The organism is Oceanimonas sp. GK1, from assembly GCF_000243075.1.
Lineage (GTDB): Bacteria > Pseudomonadota > Gammaproteobacteria > Enterobacterales > Aeromonadaceae > Oceanimonas.
On the sequence record NC_016745.1, the window covers coordinates 656,983 to 675,461 of the forward strand.

Annotated in this window: 20 protein-coding genes; 7 read left to right on the plus strand and 13 right to left on the minus strand. The window is 62.8% G+C overall.

Annotation, left to right across the window (positions count from 1 at the left end; all coding sequences use genetic code 11):
* The first annotated feature begins 44 nt into the window (after positions 1-44).
* Complete coding sequence (locus GU3_RS03115) at positions 45-374, plus strand: hypothetical protein (protein ID WP_014291102.1); 330 nt, start codon at positions 45-47, stop codon at positions 372-374.
* Here GU3_RS03115 and murQ read toward each other — a convergent pair.
* The 3 genes from murQ to GU3_RS03130 are packed head-to-tail and all read right to left on the minus strand — an operon-like array spanning position 371 to position 2,570.
* A complete protein-coding gene (murQ, locus tag GU3_RS03120) occupies positions 371-1,282 on the minus strand; it encodes an N-acetylmuramic acid 6-phosphate etherase (protein ID WP_014291103.1) in 912 nt (303 codons plus the stop codon). The two genes, GU3_RS03115 and murQ, sit on opposite strands and share 4 nt — an antisense overlap.
* Positions 1,283-1,293: 11 nt before the next feature.
* Complete coding sequence (locus tag GU3_RS03125) at positions 1,294-2,391, minus strand: anhydro-N-acetylmuramic acid kinase (RefSeq protein ID WP_014291104.1); 1,098 nt, start codon at positions 2,389-2,391, stop codon at positions 1,294-1,296.
* Positions 2,385-2,570, minus strand: coding sequence for a hypothetical protein (locus tag GU3_RS03130; protein WP_014291105.1), 186 nt, complete (start codon positions 2,568-2,570; stop codon positions 2,385-2,387). The genes GU3_RS03125 and GU3_RS03130 overlap by 7 nt, the downstream gene beginning before the upstream one ends.
* A 100-nt stretch (positions 2,571-2,670) precedes the next feature.
* Between GU3_RS03130 and GU3_RS03135 the strand changes: the two genes are divergently transcribed.
* A complete protein-coding gene (locus GU3_RS03135) occupies positions 2,671-3,123 on the plus strand; it encodes an EVE domain-containing protein (protein WP_014291106.1) in 453 nt (150 codons plus the stop codon).
* On the opposite strand, the gene GU3_RS03140 is transcribed toward GU3_RS03135, so the two are convergent.
* From GU3_RS03140 to gmk, 5 genes are all read right to left on the minus strand, one after another.
* Positions 3,120-3,914 (minus strand): Cof-type HAD-IIB family hydrolase, encoded by a 795-nt coding sequence (locus GU3_RS03140; protein ID WP_014291107.1) that lies wholly within the window; start codon positions 3,912-3,914, stop codon positions 3,120-3,122. The genes GU3_RS03135 and GU3_RS03140 overlap by 4 nt on opposite strands.
* 17 nt (positions 3,915-3,931) lie before the next feature.
* Positions 3,932-4,972 carry an alpha/beta fold hydrolase gene (locus tag GU3_RS03145; RefSeq protein WP_014291108.1) on the minus strand — a complete coding sequence of 347 codons (1,041 nt, stop codon included), beginning with the start codon at positions 4,970-4,972 and terminating at the stop codon, positions 3,932-3,934.
* Positions 4,973-5,097: 125 nt separating this feature from the next.
* Complete coding sequence (spoT, locus tag GU3_RS03150) at positions 5,098-7,206, minus strand: bifunctional GTP diphosphokinase/guanosine-3',5'-bis pyrophosphate 3'-pyrophosphohydrolase (RefSeq protein ID WP_014291109.1); 2,109 nt, start codon at positions 7,204-7,206, stop codon at positions 5,098-5,100.
* 92 nt (positions 7,207-7,298) lie between these two features.
* Positions 7,299-7,574, minus strand: a complete 276-nt coding sequence (gene rpoZ, locus GU3_RS03155; RefSeq protein ID WP_014291110.1) for a DNA-directed RNA polymerase subunit omega — start codon at positions 7,572-7,574, stop codon at positions 7,299-7,301.
* A gap of 49 nt (positions 7,575-7,623) precedes the next feature.
* A complete protein-coding gene (gene gmk, locus GU3_RS03160) occupies positions 7,624-8,253 on the minus strand; it encodes a guanylate kinase (protein ID WP_014291111.1) in 630 nt (209 codons plus the stop codon).
* A gap of 321 nt (positions 8,254-8,574) precedes the next feature.
* Between gmk and GU3_RS03165 the strand changes: the two genes are divergently transcribed.
* A complete protein-coding gene (locus tag GU3_RS03165; RefSeq protein ID WP_014291112.1) occupies positions 8,575-8,889 on the plus strand; it encodes a DUF6482 family protein in 315 nt (104 codons plus the stop codon).
* Here GU3_RS03165 and GU3_RS03170 read toward each other — a convergent pair.
* Complete coding sequence (locus GU3_RS03170; protein ID WP_014291113.1) at positions 8,880-10,838, minus strand: methyl-accepting chemotaxis protein; 1,959 nt, start codon at positions 10,836-10,838, stop codon at positions 8,880-8,882. The two genes, GU3_RS03165 and GU3_RS03170, sit on opposite strands and share 10 nt — an antisense overlap.
* Before the next feature lie 341 nt (positions 10,839-11,179).
* Here GU3_RS03170 and GU3_RS03175 point away from each other — a divergent pair, with 341 nt between their 5' ends.
* A complete protein-coding gene (locus GU3_RS03175; RefSeq protein ID WP_014291114.1) occupies positions 11,180-12,307 on the plus strand; it encodes a cytochrome P450 in 1,128 nt (375 codons plus the stop codon).
* A 7-nt stretch (positions 12,308-12,314) separates the two neighbouring features.
* On the opposite strand, the gene GU3_RS03180 is transcribed toward GU3_RS03175, so the two are convergent.
* Positions 12,315-13,121 carry a glycosyltransferase family 32 protein gene (locus GU3_RS03180; protein ID WP_014291115.1) on the minus strand — a complete coding sequence of 269 codons (807 nt, stop codon included), beginning with the start codon at positions 13,119-13,121 and terminating at the stop codon, positions 12,315-12,317.
* 166 nt (positions 13,122-13,287) lie between these two features.
* Here GU3_RS03180 and GU3_RS03185 point away from each other — a divergent pair, with 166 nt between their 5' ends.
* Entirely contained in the window at positions 13,288-14,214 is a 927-nt protein-coding gene (locus GU3_RS03185) for a ketopantoate reductase family protein (protein ID WP_014291116.1), read from the plus strand.
* 99 nt (positions 14,215-14,313) lie between these two features.
* Here the strand turns inward: GU3_RS03185 and GU3_RS03190 are convergent, their stop codons facing one another.
* Positions 14,314-15,177: a YicC/YloC family endoribonuclease gene (locus GU3_RS03190; protein WP_014291117.1), complete on the minus strand. Its 864-nt coding sequence runs from the start codon at positions 15,175-15,177 to the stop codon at positions 14,314-14,316.
* Between the two features lie 153 nt (positions 15,178-15,330).
* On the opposite strand from GU3_RS03190, the gene rph reads away from it, so the two are divergent.
* Complete coding sequence (gene rph, locus GU3_RS03195) at positions 15,331-16,053, plus strand: ribonuclease PH (protein WP_014291118.1); 723 nt, start codon at positions 15,331-15,333, stop codon at positions 16,051-16,053.
* A 51-nt stretch (positions 16,054-16,104) separates the two neighbouring features.
* Positions 16,105-16,746, plus strand: coding sequence for an orotate phosphoribosyltransferase (pyrE, locus tag GU3_RS03200; protein WP_014291119.1), 642 nt, complete (start codon positions 16,105-16,107; stop codon positions 16,744-16,746).
* A 225-nt stretch (positions 16,747-16,971) separates the two neighbouring features.
* On the opposite strand, the gene mscS is transcribed toward pyrE, so the two are convergent.
* Together mscS and slmA are read right to left on the minus strand one after the other, a co-directional pair.
* Positions 16,972-17,826 (minus strand): small-conductance mechanosensitive channel MscS, encoded by an 855-nt coding sequence (mscS, locus tag GU3_RS03205; RefSeq protein ID WP_014291120.1) that lies wholly within the window; start codon positions 17,824-17,826, stop codon positions 16,972-16,974.
* 42 nt (positions 17,827-17,868) lie between these two features.
* Positions 17,869-18,468 (minus strand): nucleoid occlusion factor SlmA, encoded by a 600-nt coding sequence (slmA, locus tag GU3_RS03210; protein WP_014291121.1) that lies wholly within the window; start codon positions 18,466-18,468, stop codon positions 17,869-17,871.
* Positions 18,469-18,479: the final 11 nt, after the last annotated feature.

Genomic DNA, 18,479 nt, shown 5'->3' on the forward strand with positions numbered 1-18,479 from the left:
CTTAACTCGGTCTGACCCGAATTATCCACGCACAGGAGCGGCACATGACCTCGAATTCGGACATCGACGACCGGGCCCTGGTCCGGCGCCACCTCAAGCTGGATCACATGAATCAGCTGCAGATTGAAAAGCTGGCGCGGGTGTTTGACGCCGAGCCGGGGGTGGCCAAGGTGGTGGTGCGCAAGCACTGGCTGGACATTGACTACGACGCCGCCGTACTGACCCTGGACCGGGTGATCGCCCTGCTGGAGGCGTACGGCGGCGAGTTGTCCCACGACTGGTGGACGGCGTTCAAGGCCCACTGGTACCGCCGGCGGGAAGAAAAACTGCGGGCCCGTCTGGCCCGTGAAGATGAGGAGTCTGACGAGCCCTAATCTTCCAGTGCCTGGCGCAGCACGCCCTGGCCCCGTTGCAGCCGGGCGCGGGCCTCGGTTTTGTTCAACCCCGACAGCAGCATCAGTATCGCCAGCTTCACCTCGCTGTCCGCCGCCGCCAGGGCGTCGGCGGCGGTGGCTTCGTCCGTGCCGGTGGCCTGCATCACGATGCGGATGGCGCGGGCCTCCAGCTTTTGGTTGCTGGCGTGCAAATCCACCATCAGGTTCTGATAGACCTTGCCCAGCCTGATCATGGCGGCGGTGCTCAGCATATTGAGCACCAGTTTCTGGGCGGTGCCCGCCTTCAGCCGGGTGGAACCGGTGATCACCTCGGGCCCCACTTCGGGCTCGATGGCGATGTCCGCCTCCCGGCCGATGGCCGAGCCGGGATTGCAGGCCAGCGCCACCGTGCCGGCACCCAGACTGCGGGCGTAGCGCAGGCCGCCAAGCACATAGGGGGTGCGACCGCTGGCGGCGATGCCCACCACCACGTCGTTGTCAGTGAGGTTGATATTGCGCAGATCCTGCTCGCCTTGCCGCTCATTGTCTTCCGCCCCTTCCTGAGCCTGGAACATGGCCGCCTCGCCGCCGGCGATCAGTCCCACCACCAGACCATGAGGCACGCTGAAGGTGGGCGGGCATTCGGAGGCATCCAGCACCCCCAGCCGGCCGCTGGTGCCGGCGCCGGTGTAGATCAGCCGGCCGCCCCGGCGCAGGGCAGATTCAATCATGTCCACAGCGGCGGCGATGGCGGGCAGCACCTTTTCCACCGCCGCCGGCACCTGCTTGTCCTGGGCGTTGATGGCGGTGACGATGTCCAGGGCGCTTTGGGTATCGATGTCGAGGGTATCCGGGTTGCGGCCTTCCGAGGTGAGGCGGGCCAGATCCTGAAGCAGCGGGTTGTTCATGGTGGTTCTCGTCAGTCGGGAAAATGCACGGCACCGAGCACGGCGGGGCGCCGGGCGCCGGTCACCTCTGGCAGGTTGCCGGGCAAATGGTGCAGGGTCTGGTGGGCCAGCCAGGCAAAGGCCATGGCCTCCATGGCGTCCATGTCGACGCCGGCGGCGTTGGTGGTGTTCACCCGCCAGTCAGGCAGCAGGGCGGTGAGGCGCGCCATCAGCAGCGGATTGTGGCCGCCGCCGCCACACACCAGCAGCTCGCCCGCCGGCCATTGTTGCGCCTGCCGGACAATGGCGGTGGCGGTAAATTCGGTTAACGTGGCCTGCACGTCGGCGATGGCTTCGTCGCCGGCGAGGTGCCGCTCGAGCCAGGCATCGTTAAACAGCTCCCGGCCGGTGCTCTTGGGTGCCGGCAGCGCCAGCCAGGGCTCACTCAGCAGGCGCGCCAGTAAGTCGGGCAGCACCCTGCCCTGGCGGCCAAGAGCGGCGTCGCGATCAAAAGGGGCACCGGTATGGCGCCGGCACCAAAGGTCCAGCAGCATGTTGCCCGGGCCCACGTCATGGCCCCGCACCGGGTGGCCCGGGGCCAGCACCGAAATATTGGCGATGCCGCCGATGTTGACCACGATACGCAGCCGCTCGGAGTGGGCCAGCACACACTGGTGAAAGGCGGGCACCAGGGGCGCGCCCTGGCCGCCCAGGGCCATGTCCTTACGGCGAAAATCGGTGACCGTGGTGATGCCGGTCTCCGCCGCCAGCCGGTTGCCATCCCCCAGTTGCAGCGAGAACGGCAGTTCGCCATCGGGCTGGTGCCACACCGTCTGGCCGTGGCAGCCGATGGCACGCACCTGTGCCGCGCTGATGCCGGTGTCGGCCAGCAGTTGCCGGGTAATGTCGGCATAGGCCCGGCCCAGGGCGGCGTCGAGCTCGCCCCATTGTTGGGCGGTCACGGCGCCGCCGCCGGCGATGGCCAGCAGCCGCTCGCGCAGGTCAGACGCCATGGGCGCGCTGGTACGGCCTTTCAGCTCGATGTGGCGGCCGTCGGTGGTCACCAGCACGGCGTCGATGCCGTCCAGGCTGGTGCCGGACATGATGCCGATGTAATGGGCCATCACCATTCCTGAGGCAGCTCCTGCAGCGGGCTGACCGGCACGCTGATCACCTCGTTTTCAAAGGGCTGGGGGCCGGCGGGCTGCTCGGCCTTGACCTCGGGGCGAGGCTCGGGGGCCGGCGGCGGCGGGGGGGTGCCGCAGGCGGTCAGCAGCAGCGACGGGATCAGCCACAGGGGGGTACGCATTGCGAATTTCTCCGGGTCGGGTCAGTATGGCGATCATCAAGGTTGCCACAGGGCAACGCCGGCCGCCAGCGGGTGGCACAACAAAAAATGAGGAGACGTCATGGCCTGCTGGCTGTTCAAAACCGAGCCCGATACCTTTTCCATCGACGATCTGGCCCGGGCCAATACCCTGTGGGAAGGGGTGCGCAATTACCAGGCGCGCAATTTTCTCAGGGATGAGGTCAAGGAAGGCGATGAGGTGTTTATCTACCACTCCAGCTGCAGCAAGGTGGGCATTGCCGGTCTGGCACGGGTGGTGCGCGCCGGCGTGCCAGACCCCTTTGCCTTTGACCCCGACAGCCCCTATTTCGACCCCAAATCAGACCCGACAAAGCCGCGCTGGTATGCGGTGGAGCTGACCTTTGAACGCAAACTGCCGCTGCTGCCCCTGGCGGCACTCAAGACCAACCCGGCCCTCGCTGACATGCCATTGGTGAAAAAAGGCAACCGGCTGTCGGTGATGCCGGTTACCGAGGCCGAGCGGCGAGCCATTCTGGAAATGGTGCAGGGTTAGAGTTCAAACACCCGGGCCAGGTAGCGGGCCACGCCGTCGTCATCGGCGCTGTGGGTGCGCTCATGGTGGGGCAGGGCGTCCTGCAGCCGAGTGTGGGCGTTGGCCATCACCACGCCGGTACCGGCCCGGCGCAGCATTTCGTAATCGTTCATGCCGTCGCCAAAGGCGATCACCCGCGCCAGTGGCGTGTTTCTGAGTGCCGCCAGCGAGGCCACCGCCGAGCCCTTGTTGACGCTGCCGTGCATCACTTCCAGGCAGATGGGCAATGAAAAGGTGATGTTGAGCCGGTCGCCGAAATGGGCCAGCAGCAGGTCTTCCATCTTTTCCAGCTGGGCGTGGCTGCCGGCGTAGAACACCTTGTCCACGCCGTCTGCGGGCAGCTGCCGGAGATCGGTCACCCGGTAGCGAAACGGGCTGTCGGGGCAGAAGTCGAGCAGGGCGGGCAGGGGCTCTTCCACCAGCCAGTGATCCCCCTGATAAAGGTTGAGGTGCACTTCCGGCAGGCGAAAGCGAAACAGCAGCTCTTCCACCATGTCGGCGGGAATGCTCTGGTTGTGGAGCAAGTTGTCATCGGCATCGTGAATGCGGGCGCCGTTGCTGGTGATCAGGCTCACGTTCAGCCCCAGCTGGTCGCGAATGGCGCGCACGTCCACATGGTGGCGGCCGGTGGCCACGATAAATTCCACGCCCCGGCGGGTCAGCTCGTGCAGCACCTCCCGGGTATAGCCGGAAATACGGTGCTGGCTGTTCAGCAGGGTGCCGTCCAGATCGGAGACGATCACGTCGTACATGGCGGTGTTTCCGTGCATCAGGGGTGTTTTTCAAAAAAGTCGAATACGGCGTTCAGCGCCTGCCGACGGTACTTGTCCTGTTCGATAAACAGCTCGTGGGAGGCGCCCTTGATGCGCTTGGGCCCGCCTCCCTCGCAGTGGCTCAAGGTCTGGCAAAAGGCATTTTGCGCCTCGTTGTCCACCACCACGTCCCGGCTGGCCTGCAATACCAGCAGCGGGGTGGTAATCAGCCGGGCCCGGGCAATGGTGCGGTCGCCGGCGGCCAGGCTTTCTCCCAGCCAGTGCAGGCTGACCCCGCCCAGCTGCAGCTCGGGGCGGACGCGGTACAGCTCACGGAACAGCCGGTAGCGCAGCTCGCTGTGGGTGAGCTCGTTGTCGGCAAAGGGGGTTTCCTCGTAGCCACCCTGGCCGGGCGCGTAGCAGGCGTCATGACCCAGCCAGCGGCAGCCGGTGCCCAGTACGGCGACCAGGCCGTCGGCCAGCCAGCGCGGCATGGGGCCGAGGTAGATGCCCATCATGGGTGAAGACAGGGCCGCTGCCTGTATGCGCACTTGCGTCTGGCTCAGCCACAGCGCCGAGATGGTGCCACCCATGGAATGGGCCAGCAGGTAGACCGGTTGCGGGCCGGCAGGCAGCACCACCTGCTGCATGAACTGCTCCAGATCCTGCACATAGTCGTTAAAGTCCGCCACATGGCCCATCAGCGGATCGGCGCCGAGCCGGGGGGCCAGGCCCTGGCCCCGGTGATCATAGAGATAGACGTTGTAGCCGTTTTCAAACAGATCCCGCGCCAGCTCCTGGTACTTGAGGTAGGACTCGGTGCGGCCGTTGACGATCACCAGGGTACTGCCGTGTTCGGGGTTGCGCAGGGCGGCCCAGGGCAGGGCCAGATCATTCTGGCCGGTAAAGTGGCCTTCAATGGCGTGGGCCTGCCAGTATTGCTGCAGGCCGCCGAGGCCCAGCTCGGCCAGCTCGGTTTCGGTGGTCAGGCGCGGGGTTTGGGCGACGGCGGTGTTCATGGCAAGGCAGATCCCGAGCAGGAACAGGCGGGCGAGCATGGTGTGGCTCCGGTCGGTTCATGAGTGGACAAGATAGGCCCAGTGTAGCGTGAAAGCCGGGCGGTGAGGAGTGAGGGGGAGGTGACTGTCTCCTCACCCCTCACGCGTTTCCTCTCCCCCAAAGATCATTTGCGTTGGCGGTACACCTTGAGCACGTTGGGGGTCACCCGGATCTTGCGCATGATGTCGGCCAGATGAATGCGGCTGCGGGTGGTGATCAGCAGATCCACCACGTACACCCGGCCGTCCTTTTCCTCGGTGGCGATGCTGTGAATATTGGCGCCGGTGGCGGCGATCACATTGGCCAGCTCCGCCAGGGCGCCCTGATGGTTGATGATCTCGATGCCGATCTCGGTTTTGAACTCGTAATCGAAATCCTGCTCCATGTCCCACTGCACCGCCAGGTACTTGTCGGGCTCCTTGCCATAGCCGCGAATGTTCTTGCACGACTCCAGGTGCACCACCAGTCCCTTGCCGGGGCTGATGTGCGCCACGATGGGGTCGCCGGGAATGGGCCGGCAGCAGTTGGCGAAGTTGAGCAGCATGTCGTCGGCACCGCGGATCGGCATTTTCTTGACCGTCTTTGAGCGCTCGCTGGGGGCGTCGTCCAGCAGCCGGCGGGCCACCACCACGCTCATGGCGTTGCCCAGGCCGATGTCGGCCAGCAGGTTTTGAATGGAGCCGTGCTTGGTGTCTTTCAGCACCTGCTCCACCCGTTCGACCGGAATGTCTTCCAGGTTTTTGGATCCAAGAGCGTGGTTGAGCAGGCGCCGGCCCAGCAGCACCGATTCCTCGGTGCGCAGATTTTTGAGAAATTGCCGTATTTTTGTGCGGGCGCGGGAGGTAACCACAAAGTTGAGCCAGGCGGCGTTGGGCCGGGCGCTGGGGGCGGTGATGATCTCCACGGTCTGGCCCGAGTGCAGCGGCTGGCTGAGCGGATAGGGCTGGCGGTCGACCCGGGCGCCCACGCAGGCATGGCCGATGTCGGTGTGCACGGCGTAGGCGAAGTCAACGGCGGTGGCGCCGGACGGCAGCTCCAGGATGCGGCCTTCGGGGGTGAACACGTAGATTTCGTCGGGGAACAGGTCAGTCTTGACCCCTTCGATAAATTCAAAGGAGGAGCCGGCGCTTTGCTGCAGTTCCAGCAGGCTCTGCATCCAGCGCTGGGCCCGCACCTGGGCGGTGGTGCCGGAGGCTTCGCCGTCCTGCTTGTAGGCCCAGTGAGCGGCAACCCCCTTGTCGGCCATCTGATCCATGTATTCGGTGCGGATCTGCACTTCCACCGGCACCCCGTGGGGGCCCACCAGGGAGGTGTGCAGCGACTGGTAGCCGTTGGTCTTGGGAATGGCGATATAGTCCTTGAACCGGCCCGGACGGGGTTTGAACAGGGTGTGCATCTGGCCCAGCACCCGGTAGCAGGTGTCGATGTCCTTCACGATCACGCGAAAGGCGTAGATGTCCATCACCTCGTGGAACTGCAGCTCCTTTTTCACCATCTTGTTGTAGATGGAAAACAGGTTCTTTTCCCGCCCCTTGACCTGGGCCTCGATGTGGGCATCCTCGAGCCGGCCCTTGATCTCGGCCAGGATCGACTCGATGATTTCACGCCGGTTGCCCCGGGCCCGGCGCACCGACTCCCGCAGTACCCGAGTGCGCATGGGGTAGAGGGCTTCCAGCCCCAGCTCTTCCAGTTCGTTCTTGATGCTGTGAATGCCCAGGCGGTTGGCGATGGGGGCATAGATTTCCAGGGTTTCCCGGGCGATGCGCCGGCGCTTGTCGGGACGCAGGGCGCCCAGGGTGCGCATGTTGTGGGTGCGGTCGGCCAGCTTGATCAGAATGACCCGAATATCCTGGGTCATGGCCAGCACCATCTTGCGGAAGTTCTCGGTCTGGGCTTCCTTGCGGTTGCGGAACTTGAGCTTGTCGAGCTTGGACACGCCGTCCACCAGCTCGGCCACGGCATGGCCGAACTGCTGCTCCAGCCCTTCCCGGGTCACGGGGGTATCTTCAATGGTGTCGTGCAGCAGCGCCGCCATCAGGGTTTCCTGATCCAGGTGCATTTCACACAGAATGCGGGCCACGGCCACCGGATGAGTGATGTAGGGCTCGCCACTGGAGCGGGTCTGGCCCTGATGGGCATCGCGGGCGACGATATAGGCGGCTTTGAGTTGCTCCATCTGCTCGGGCGGCAGATAGGTGACGGCGAGTTCTTTCAGCGGTTCGAACAGATACAAGAGATACCCCGACAATCAATGCCGTTTACACGCGATTGAAGAGCAAAGGGCCCGTGAATCACGGGCCCGCTGGCACAGCAGAAAGGCTCGGGTCAGCCGCGGCCTTCGGTAATGGCGGCCACGGCAGCCAGCTCGGCGGCTTCCATTTCCTGCTGCTCCTGGCGATCCTGGGCGTCCATCACGGCATGGTTGACCAGGCCATCCTCGATTTCGCGCAGGGCGATCACGGTCGGCTTGTCGTTCTCTTCATCGACCAGGGCGTCTTTGCCCTGAGTGGCCAGCTGGCGGGCACGGCGGGCTGCCACCAGCACCAGATCAAAACGGTTGCCAACCTGTTCTACGGCATCTTCAACGGTAACGCGGGCCATAACAGACTCCAATGATTAAAAAAGGTGCAAAATTCTAATGGATATTAGCTTATTCCGCCAGTAGCCGGGAAAGCAAGTCGTGATAGCGGACTGTCTGCTTGCTTGTGTTGGCGCGCTCGGCCTCGATAATGGCGCTGAGCTGATTGAGGGCATGGTCAAAGCTGTCGTTGACCAGCAGGTAGTCGTACTCGTCATAGTGGGACATTTCCGATACCGCCTTGGCCATGCGCCCCTGAATCACCTCGGCGCTGTCCTGCTGGCGGGCATTGAGCCGGCGTTCCAGCTCTTCCCGGCTGGGGGGCAGAATAAAGATGGACTTGGCGCTGGGGGACTGTTCGCGGATCTGACGGGCGCCCTGCCAATCGATGTCGAGCAGAATATCGATACCCTGAGCCAGTTGCTGATCGATCCACTCCCGGGAGGTGCCGTAGTAGTTGCCGAACACCTCGGCCCATTCGTAAAAGGCGCCTCTGTCTATCAGCCGCTGGAACTTGGCTCGGTCGACAAAGTGGTAGTGCACACCGTTTTCTTCGCCCGGGCGGGCATCGCGGGTGGTGTGGGAGACGGAAACCTGCAGCCGGCCATCGGCACTGGGGCGGTCGAGCAGGGCCCGGATCAGGCTGGATTTGCCCGCGCCGCTGGGAGAGGAAATAATGAATAGGGTACCGATGTGCGCCATAGTGTTTGCCCGTTCGTGATAGCTCCGCCAAGCCGCCGGCTGGGAGCAGGGGCGGCCAATCCTACCAGAAAGCCGGAAATAAAAAAATGGCCGCTGCAGTTGCAACGGCCAGTCAAAAATAACTATAGCTTGCTGCGGAAGTGCCCTCCACGCAGATTGCATTATGATCAGCACCTCGCTTCGGCTCTATCAGATTTTTCCTGCCAAAAACTTCGTAAATTCCGAGTTATTTTTTACTTTCCTTCGTTTTCGCAAGGGTTGTGTGTTCATCCCGGTCCCACTGACATGTCTTTAAATGGCCACACAACAAGGAGCCGCGCCATGTGGGAAATTCGCACCCTGCTGCAGCAACACACCCCCATCGACACCCTGTTCATTCATGCCCACGACATGAGCCTGTATACGATAGAGGCGGCGATTGGCGATGAACGCCGGCCGCTGGCGGACGGGGACAAGGTACTGGCCTTTCGCAGCATTGAACATGCCCGGGAGCGGCTGGCGGCACTGAAGGTGGCGCGCTGCCTGCTGGTGCACCATTCTCCCTACCAGGAAATGGTGGGACTGGCGGCGCAAACCGCGCCGCCCATGGAGCTGGAGCTGAGCTGGCCCGGCTGGCAGGCCGAGTCTCAGCACTGAAAGATCATGACTTTTTCCCGCAGCCGGGCCACCTGATGGCTGAGGTGCTGACTGGCGCCAGCGGCCTGCTGCACCATGGTGCTGGCCCGGCTGCCCTGTTCGGCCAGGTGCTGCAGGCCGTCGTGGATCTGGCTGATGGCCTGCTGTTGCGACTGAGTGCTGGTGCTCATGCGGTTGTTGATGGCGAACACGTCCTCCATTTGTACGCTCATGTGGTGCAGCTGCTCTCGAGTGCTGGTGAGGCTGGCCAGCCCCTGCTGGCTGCTGCCGGCACTGATGTCCATTTGCTCGGCCACCTGTAGGCTGGCGCTACGCAGGTTGTCGATCATGCTCTGAATCTCCGTGGTGGAGCTCTGGGTGCGCTGGGCCAGCTGGCGGACCTCGTCGGCCACCACCGCAAAGCCCCGGCCGTGCTCGCCGGCCCGGGCCGCCTCAATGGCGGCGTTCAGGGCCAGCAGGTTGGTCTGATCCGAGATGCTGCGAATGACTTCCAGCACGTGCAGAATGTCGTCACTGTGGCGACGCAGTGCCTCCATGCGGCTTTTAGCATCCAGCATGTCCTGCTCCAGCCGGCCAATGGCGACATAACTCTGCTCCAGCTGCTGCTCGGCGGCCTTCAGCACGGCGCTGCCCTGTTCCGAGTAGCGCCCGGCCTGGCCGGCGTTGCCGGCCACCTCGGCCACCTGGGTGGTGATGTTGTGCATGGCCTGGGTAATCTGCTCCAGCGCCGTCTGTTGTTGATGAAAGGAATCGCTGGCCTCGCGGGCGCCGCCGTGCAGCTGGGTGACCACGGCTTCGGTTTCATCGCTGACATGGTGCACCTCGCTGAGGGTTTGCCGCAGCCGGGCGAGCAGCCGGTTCAGCTGCTCACACAGCTCGCCGATTTCGGCCCGATCCCGAGTCTGAAAGCGGGTTTTCAGATCGAGATGACCGGCAATGTCGCTGATCTGACTGCGCAGCACCAGCAGGGGAGCGATCAGGGCGCCGGCCATGGGATACAACAAGGCCAGGCCGGCCGCCAGCAGCACGGCGGCAATGCCCATGGTCACCAGCTGATTCCGGCGGATTTCACCGTAGATATCGGCCGTGGGTACCTCGGCCAGCAAAAAACGCTGCAGGGCGGGAATCCACAGGGCGCCGACGAACATGTCCTGGCCCTGCCGTTCAAGGCGAATGATGCGGCCCTGCTCGCTGGGAGTGGTCAGCAGGGTTTTCAGCGCCGGCTGACGGCTCAGATCCAGCTTGCCGGCCCGGCTCATGTCGGGATGAATGTCCACCAGGCCGGACGGACGCACCAGCATCACCAGCCCCTCGGCGCCGATTCGAAATTCCCGGATCAGGCCCGCCAGCTGGGTCATGTTCATGGCGCCGCCGGCCACGTTCAGCGGCTGCCCCTGAGCATTTTCGGCCTTGCTGCGGTAGTTCACGAACATCAGCAACTGTTCGTCACTGAAGGCGTTGGTGTCCAGGTTCAGCTCAAAGGGCTGTCTGCTTTTCAGGTAATCAAAATACCAGTTGTCGTCGGCATTGCCCGCCGACATGGTGCGCCAGTGCAGCTTGCCGTCTTCATAATGATGATACCGGACCTCGCCGCCGCTGTTGGTTGCCATAAACACGGCACTGGCCTGCAAGGCGTCCAGCGTCTGGGCCATGGCCGCCTCCATTTGCGGCAGGCCGTCGGCCGGGGTGCCGGCGTTGATCCAGTCGAGAATAAAGGGGTTGTTGACCAGCGCCTGGGAGCCGGTGATGGCGATGTTGAGCCGGGACTGGATCTGGGCGGCAATGGCCGCCAGGGCGGTGGGCAGCTCGTCGCTTTGCAGGCGGGACAGGCGGTCGCGGCTGTTGAACGAAGATTGCAGTATGACCACCAGTAAAATCAGTACGGCCAGCAACAGGGCCGTGGCGGTAAACAGACGGGTGCGCATGCTGAGGCGGTGCCAGCGATTCATGTGGTTCTCCCTGAAATACACCGGCATGCCTTGCCGGCGGTGCTCGTTATGCTTGTTGTTGGCATGGCGCCGGTACAGACACAGGCGGATGGCATTGTGTGTACGCAGCTTAGTGCTAATTTGAGTCCTTTTTTGTGACAAGTACAGGCGGGGCCGTAAATAAAAATCACCATGGCCATGAGGGAATGGCGATGGGCCGGAATAACGGATCATCACAATTGTTGTATTCGTAATATTTGTTTTGTGTGATCCGGATCAAGGGATAAAACAGCTTAGTGTGCGGCAATGGGGCGTCACTCGATCCGGCCGGTGCGACCGGCCCGCCATGATAAGGAGCCGCCATGAGCTCAAAGCTGCATCAGTGGGATCCTGCCGGTGAGCAGGATTTAATTGAAGCCTGTGATCGGCTGCGTCCTCGTTGCCCGCTGGCCCACCATGATGCTCTGCACTGGTCCGTGCTGCGTCAGCAGGAAGCCCGGCAAGTGCTGAGCGATCACGCTACCTTCAGCAATGCGGTATCCCGGCATCTGTCGGTGCCCAATGGCATGGACCCGCCCGAGCACGGACCATATCGCCGGCTGATCGCGCCCTATTTCAGCCCAGAACGCATGGCCGAATTTGAACCCCGCTGCCGGGCCATTATCGAAGCGCTAGCCACAGGGCTGCGGGGCGAGCTGGAGCTGGTGCAAGCCTTTGCCGAGCCCTTGTCGCTGCAACTGCAATGCGCCTTTATGGGCTGGCCCGAGACGCTGCACGGGCCGCTGCGGGACTGGACCAGACAACAGCATCAGGCCACCCGCAGCGGTGACCACGCGGCCCTGCAGGCCCTGGCAAACACCTTTGATGGTTACATTCGCGAGCAACTGGAAGGGCGCCGGTGCGCCCAGGCTCCCGACGATATCACCACCCGACTGTTGGCCGAGCGGGTGAACGACCGGCCCCTGACCGACGAAGAGCTGATCAGCCTGATCCGGAACTGGACGGTGGGCGAGCTGGGCACCATTACCGCCTGTGTCGCCATTCTGGCCCACTATCTGGCGGCCCATCAGGAGGTGCAGGAACTGCTGCGGCAAACCCCGGAGGTGCGTGGCGCGGCCATTGACGAGATATTGCGCATTCATCCGCCCCTGCTCAGCAACCGGCGCATCACCACTCAGGACGTGACGCTGGGCGGGCAGAGTCTGCCGGCGGGCAGCCGTCTGTCCATTCTCTGGGCCTCGGTCAACCGGGATGAAGGCGTCTTCGGCGATCCAGACGAATTCCGGCTGGATCGCAACCCCGAGCACAACCTGCTTTACGGTGCCGGCATTCATCGGTGCCCGGGAGCGCCGCTGGCCCGCATGGAGCTTGAGCTGGCGCTCGACGCCATGCTGAGCGCCGGCCGGCTGACTCTGGTGCCCGGCAAGCCCCCGGTCAAAGCCCGCTACCCCACCGGCGGCTTCAGCGAGCTGTGGCTGCGGCTGGAATAAGCCCAGGTCAGTCGTTGGCCGGCTTGTCTTCTGCCGGCGGATCCCGGCGCACCACGTCCACCTTGTGCTGCTCCTTGGTCCATTTGCCCTGGGGCTTGTCGATGTACTGAAAATACTCGTTGGTAAAGCTGCCCTGGCTGCAGGTGTGGCGATACCAGGTGGTGGGCACCTGCTGGTAGTCCAGTACGCTGTTGAACACGCCCGGGCCGGTCAGGTTGTACACGCCCTGAATGGTGTTTTCCCGAATATTGGTGAGCACCTGCTCAATCAGTTTTTCCAGATTGGGGTTATCGGGCTTGCTGGCAATAAAGTAGTTGGTGAGCTCATTGCCTTTGCGAAGGATGTACAGCTCTTCATGCTTCGGGCCAATGGTGTAACCCAGCGGCCATACTGCGTGGGCATCGATGTCGAGATAGACACCGCCGTGTTTCTGCAGCACCAGTAGCCGCCAGAAGTCCGCCTGGGCGGCGCCGATCTGCAGCCGGGAATAAGCCTCGAAAATCGCCGGTGAATAGTTGGCCTGGATAAATTCGGCCCGGGCTTCGGTGATCATGAAGCGGTACTCAAAGGTGGGCGACATGATGCGGTTGAACAGGTAGTTGAGGTACACCGGCAGGGTAGCCTTGTCGGTGTAGTTGGTCTGCCAGATGATGCGCGGAATGGGTCTGTCCGCCGCTTTGAGCAGGGCCCCGGAGCGGGCCGGCAGGGTAAAACGCTTGTTGGGCAGAACATAGTGAAAACCGTAGCTCAGCACCTTGGTAATGTTGGCAACAAGCTTGATTAACCGGCTGGCAAGAACGATGTGCGCCTTCACGGGGGCTCCTGGGATGATTTCTGGCATTAAAAGTGGTCGTATTCTAGCATGCTGATTTCGCGTGCCGACCCTCAATGCGGGTCAGGGCATGATTTTTCCGGACAGCCTGCCGCGCCGGTGCACGGCGCGCAGGCCGAGGGCAAAGGCAGACAAGGGACAATCCAGTATGAAAATTCTCATCGTGGGCATGGGCGCCGTGGGCGGCCTGTTTGGAGGCTTGTTGCACCGGCACGGCAGTGATATCCGTTTTCTGGTCCGGCCGGCGCGCCAGCGGCAACTGGAGAGCAGGGCGATGACCCTGGCCCTGGCCTCCGGTGGTTTTCAGTTCCATCCCCGGCTGGTGACCGCCGGGGAGCTGGACAACGATTACGATGTGATTGTGCTGAGCAACAAGGCCTATGCCCTGGACGGCGTGATCAGCGACATCCGCCCCGCCGTGGGGGAGTCGACCATGATACTGCCGCTGCTCAACGGCATGCGGCACCTGGAACGGCTCGACCGGCAATTTGGCCAGCAGCGGGTGCTGGGAGGCATTGCCAAGACCATCGCCACCCTGGCCAACCCGACCACCATTGAGGTCAGCAATCCCCACTGCAGCCTGACCCTGGGTGCCCGGCTCTCCGCCCAGCAGGCGATGGCCCGGCAGGTGGCCGAACTGATGGCGGAGGCGGGCATTGCGGTGGAGCTCAGCGAGGATATCGCCGGCGCCATGTGGGATAAATTCTGCCGAATGGCCGCCCTGGGTGCCGCCAACTGCCTGCTGCAGGGCACCGTCGGGGAATATATGCAAAGCCGGGCGGGGGGAGAGATAGCGCTGCAGCTGTTTCAAGAATGCACCGACACCGCCGCTGCCCATGGCCATCCGTTAACGGCGGAGGCCATCGGCGGGTTTCAGCGGGCCCTGACCAAGCCGGGGTCGACGTTTAACTCGTCCATGTACCGGGACATGCAGCAAGGACTGCCCATCGAGGGCGAACACCTGGTGGGTGACATGCTGGTACGGGCCGCACAGGCCGGCGTGCCGGCGCCGATGCTGTCGGTCGCCAATGCGGTGCTGCAAACCTACAGCGCCCGGCAGGGGACCGGCGGCTGATTGAGGGGGCAAACTCCCGCATGATGAAGCGGGGTTGTCATTCGTCTCTCTCATGCCAATCCCCTCCAGCGCGGGTGATGGTTCAGTGCAATATCACTATCACTCGATGTTCTGGATCTGCTCGCGCATCTGTTCGATGAGCACCTTCAGCTCCACGGCGCTGGCGGTGATGTCGGCGTTGATGGACTTGGACCCAAGCGTGTTCGACTCCCGGTTGAACTCCTGCATCATAAAGTCCAGGCGCCGACCGCAGGGGCCGCCTTTCTTGAGGATCTTGCGGGTTTCGGTGATATGGGCGGTGAGCCGGTCCAGCTCTTCGGCCACGTCCACCTTCTGGGCCAGCAGCACCATTTCCTGCTCCAGGCGCTGGGCGTCCAGTTCAATCTTGGCTTCTTCAAAGCGATCCCGCAGGCGCTGGCGCTGCCATTCCATGATGGCGGGCATTTGCGCGGAGACCTTGGCCACTTCCTGCTCAATGCCGGCAAGACGTTGTTCGATCAGCACCTTCAGCTTGTCGCCTTCGCTGGCTCGGGCGGCGAGAAAGTCCTCGATCACCGCGTCCAGGCCCGCAAGCAGGGCGCTGCTGATCGCGTCCATGTCCTGAGCCTGGGCTTCCATCACCCCGGGCCAGCGCAGAATGTCCACCGGGTTCAGGGTGCCCTGACCGGCCTGCTCCATCACCCAGGTGGCGCCTTCAATCAGCTGCTCGGCCAGGGCCTTGTTGATGTGCAGCTCGCCCTGGTTGGCCAGGTTACTTTCAAAGCGCAGGGCGCATTCTACCTTGCCCCGTTGCAGCCGGGCGCGCAGTTTTTCCCGCACCATGGGCTCCAGGCCGCGAAACTGCTCGGGCAGCCGGGTGTAGGTTTCCAGGTAGCGCTGGTTGACCGAGCGCAGCTCCCATACGGCGGTGCCCCAGTCCTGTTTGAATTCCTGCCGGGCAAAGGCGGTCATGCTGTGGATCATGTGGTTTCCATTGTCTCTCAAAAAGTAATTCCAAAGTGTGACACAGCCGGGCCCGGGCGCCAACGTTGGGCGGCATGCATTGCGCCGGCGCTTTCTTTATAATGCCCCGGTTTGCCCGCCGGGCAGCGCCACCTTGACCAACAGGAGAACACCATGACCGAACGAGCTTCAGGCCGGGCGGCGGACGAAATTCGCCCCGTGACCATCACCCCGAACTATACCCGTCATGCGGAAGGCTCCGTGCTGGTGGAATTTGGCCACACCAAGGTGCTGTGCACCGCCTCGGTGGAAAAGGGCGTGCCGCGTTTTCTGCGCGGCAAGGGCCAGGGCTGGGTCACCGCGGAATACGGCATGCTGCCGCGCTCCACCCACAGTCGCATGGACCGGGAAGCGGCCCGGGGCAAGCAGGGCGGCCGCACCATGGAAATTCAGCGGCTGATCGGCCGCTCGCTGCGTGCCGCCATGGATCTGGACAAGCTGGGTGAATACACCATTACCGTGGACTGCGACGTGATCCAGGCCGACGGCGGCACCCGCACCGCCGCCATCACCGGTGCCTGCGTGGCCCTGGCCCATGCCCTGAACTGGATGAAGGCCGAGGGCATGATCATGCATAACCCGCTCAAGACCCTGGTGGCGGCCATTTCGGTGGGCATGGTGGATGGTCAGGCGGTGGCGGATCTGGAATACACCGAAGACGCCAGGGCAGAAACCGACATGAACGTGGTGATGACCGCCGAAGGCAACATGATTGAGGTGCAGGGCACCGCCGAAGCCGCTCCCTTCAGCCACGACGAGCTGTTGGCCATGCTGGCGCTGGCGCGCAAGGCGGTGAACGAACTGGTGGACCACCAGCGCCGGGTGATTGCCGGCTGATCGGGACAGATCGCTTCAAGTTACTGAATATACGAGATTGCGGAGAGCAGAATGAAAGCCTACCAGCGTGAGTTTATCGAGTTCGCCATGGCCAAACAGGTGCTGAAGTTTGGCGAATTTACCCTGAAATCCGGGCGTAAGAGCCCTTATTTCTTTAATGCCGGCCTGTTCAACAGCGGCCGCGATCTGGCCCGGCTGGGCCGGTTTTACGCCGCCGCCCTGGTGGATGCGGGCGTGCAGTACGACGTGCTGTTTGGCCCGGCCTACAAGGGCATTCCCATCGCCAGCGCCACTGCGGTGCAGCTGGCGGAAGTGCACGATCAGGACGTGCCCTACTGCTTTAACCGTAAGGAAGCCAAGGATCACGGCGAGGGCGGCAACCTGGTAGGCAGCCCCCTGGCCGGCCGCATCATGCTGGTGGACGACGTGATCACCGCCGGCACTGCTATCCGTGAATCCATGGACATCATTCAGGCCAACGGCGCTACGCTTGCGGGCGTGCTGATCGCCCTGGACCGGCAGGAAAAGGGCAAGGGCGAGCTGTCCGCCATTCAGGAAGTGGAGCGCGACTACCACGCCCAGGTGACCGCCATCATTACCCTGGGCGATCTGATCGACTACCTGAGCGAGCAGCCGGCCATGGCCGAACACCTGGCGCGGGTGCGGGCCTACCGGGAGCAGTTCGGTATCTGAATAGAATTTCGTTAAGTCCTTTCAGGCGATGCTGAGAGGGGAGGACAAAGGGAGCTGCTTCGCGACCGATCAAATGCCATGGATGGCATTTGCCGAGCGTTACATGGAAGTACTTGAAGCGTGTCGCAAAGCAATTCCTTTGGCCGACCTATGCGGAAACGACAGTCGACATTGTTTAATAAAAAAGCCGCTTTTAAGCGGCTTTTTTGTGGGTCAGTGCGGCGGTCAGGCCTTGTCCTGCCGGAACAGGTGCACGTCCATCTGGGGGAAGGGAATACCGATGTTGTTGGCGTCCAGCTCGTTCTTGATCTGCTCCAGCAGATCGAACTTCAGATTCCAGTAGTCTTCGGCCTTGACCCAGGGGCGCACGATAAAGTCCACCGAGGAGGCGCCCAGATTGCTGACCGCAATGCGGCACTCGGGCTCCTTGAGTACCCGCGGCTCCTGCTTGATGATGCGGGTCAGCACGTCCCGGGTGAGCTTGAGATCCGCGTTGTAGGCCACGCCAATTACCAGATCGAGACGGCGGGTGCTCTCCTTGGAGTAGTTGACGATGCTGTCGTTGAGGATCTTGGAATTGGGCACCACTATCATGCGGTTGTCGGGGGTCATCAGAATGGTGGTGAAAATCTGCACCGAATGCACGGTGCCGGCGGTGCCCCCCGCCTCGATGTAGTCACCGGCCTTGAAGAAGCGAAAACCGATCAGCAGCACGCCGGCGGCAAAGTTGGACAGGGAACCCTGCAGCGCCAGGCCAATGGCCAGACCGGCGGCACCCACCACGGCCACGAAGGACGCGGTTTGTACCCCCACCCGGCTGAGGGCGGCGATGATCACGAAGGCCAGTAGGCCGTATTTAATCAGGCTGGTTACAAAGTCGGAAATGGTGTTGTCGACCTTGCGCGCCTTGAGCACCCGGTTCATTCCGCCGGTGAGCATGCCCACGGCGATAAAGCCGATCACCAGGGTAAGCAGGGCGGCGGCCATGTTCACCGCGTAGCGAATGATCAGCTCCTGGTTGTTCACTACCCAGCTCTGGGCGTCCTGCAGAAACTGGGTGTTGAGAAGTTCGGTTTCCATGCTCTCTTGCCTCTTTCGGTGGTGGTTGTGAAAGGGGGACCCTTACACCGCTGCCAGCTGCCGGTGCAGCAACTGCCAGTGGCTGTCGAAGTTGTGGGTGGGCTTTTGCCGGAACTGGCTGCGCACATACTGGTTGATGCGGCCCTCCACATAGGCCAGCAACAGGTTGGCCAGCACGGTTTCGTGTTCGGCAAAGCCTTCGCCCTCGTACAGGCGGCGCTCGCGCATGATTTGCTTGAGCTGGGTTTCCAGCCGGTCAAACAGCTGATTGATGCGCGCCAGCAAGCGTTCGTGCTCGCCCTGCAGGGCATCGCCGTTCAGCAGCCGGGTAATGCCCGGGTTGCGTTCGCAAAAACCCAGCACCAGTTGCAGCAGGTAGCGCAGGCGCAGGCTGCTGTCCTTTTCATCCTGCAAAATCAGGTTGATACGGGAAAACAGCGACTCTTCGATAAAGTCGATCAAGCCCTCAAACATGCGTGCCTTGCTGGGAAAATGCCGGTACAGGGCGGCTTCCGACACGCCCACCGCCGCGGCCAGCTTGGCGGTGGTAATGCGTTGGCCGGGGCTGGTTTCCAGCATGTGGGCCAGGGCCTGAAGGATCTGTTCCCGGCGGTTTTTCCTGTTCTGGTTATTATTGGCCATGCCTGTGTCCG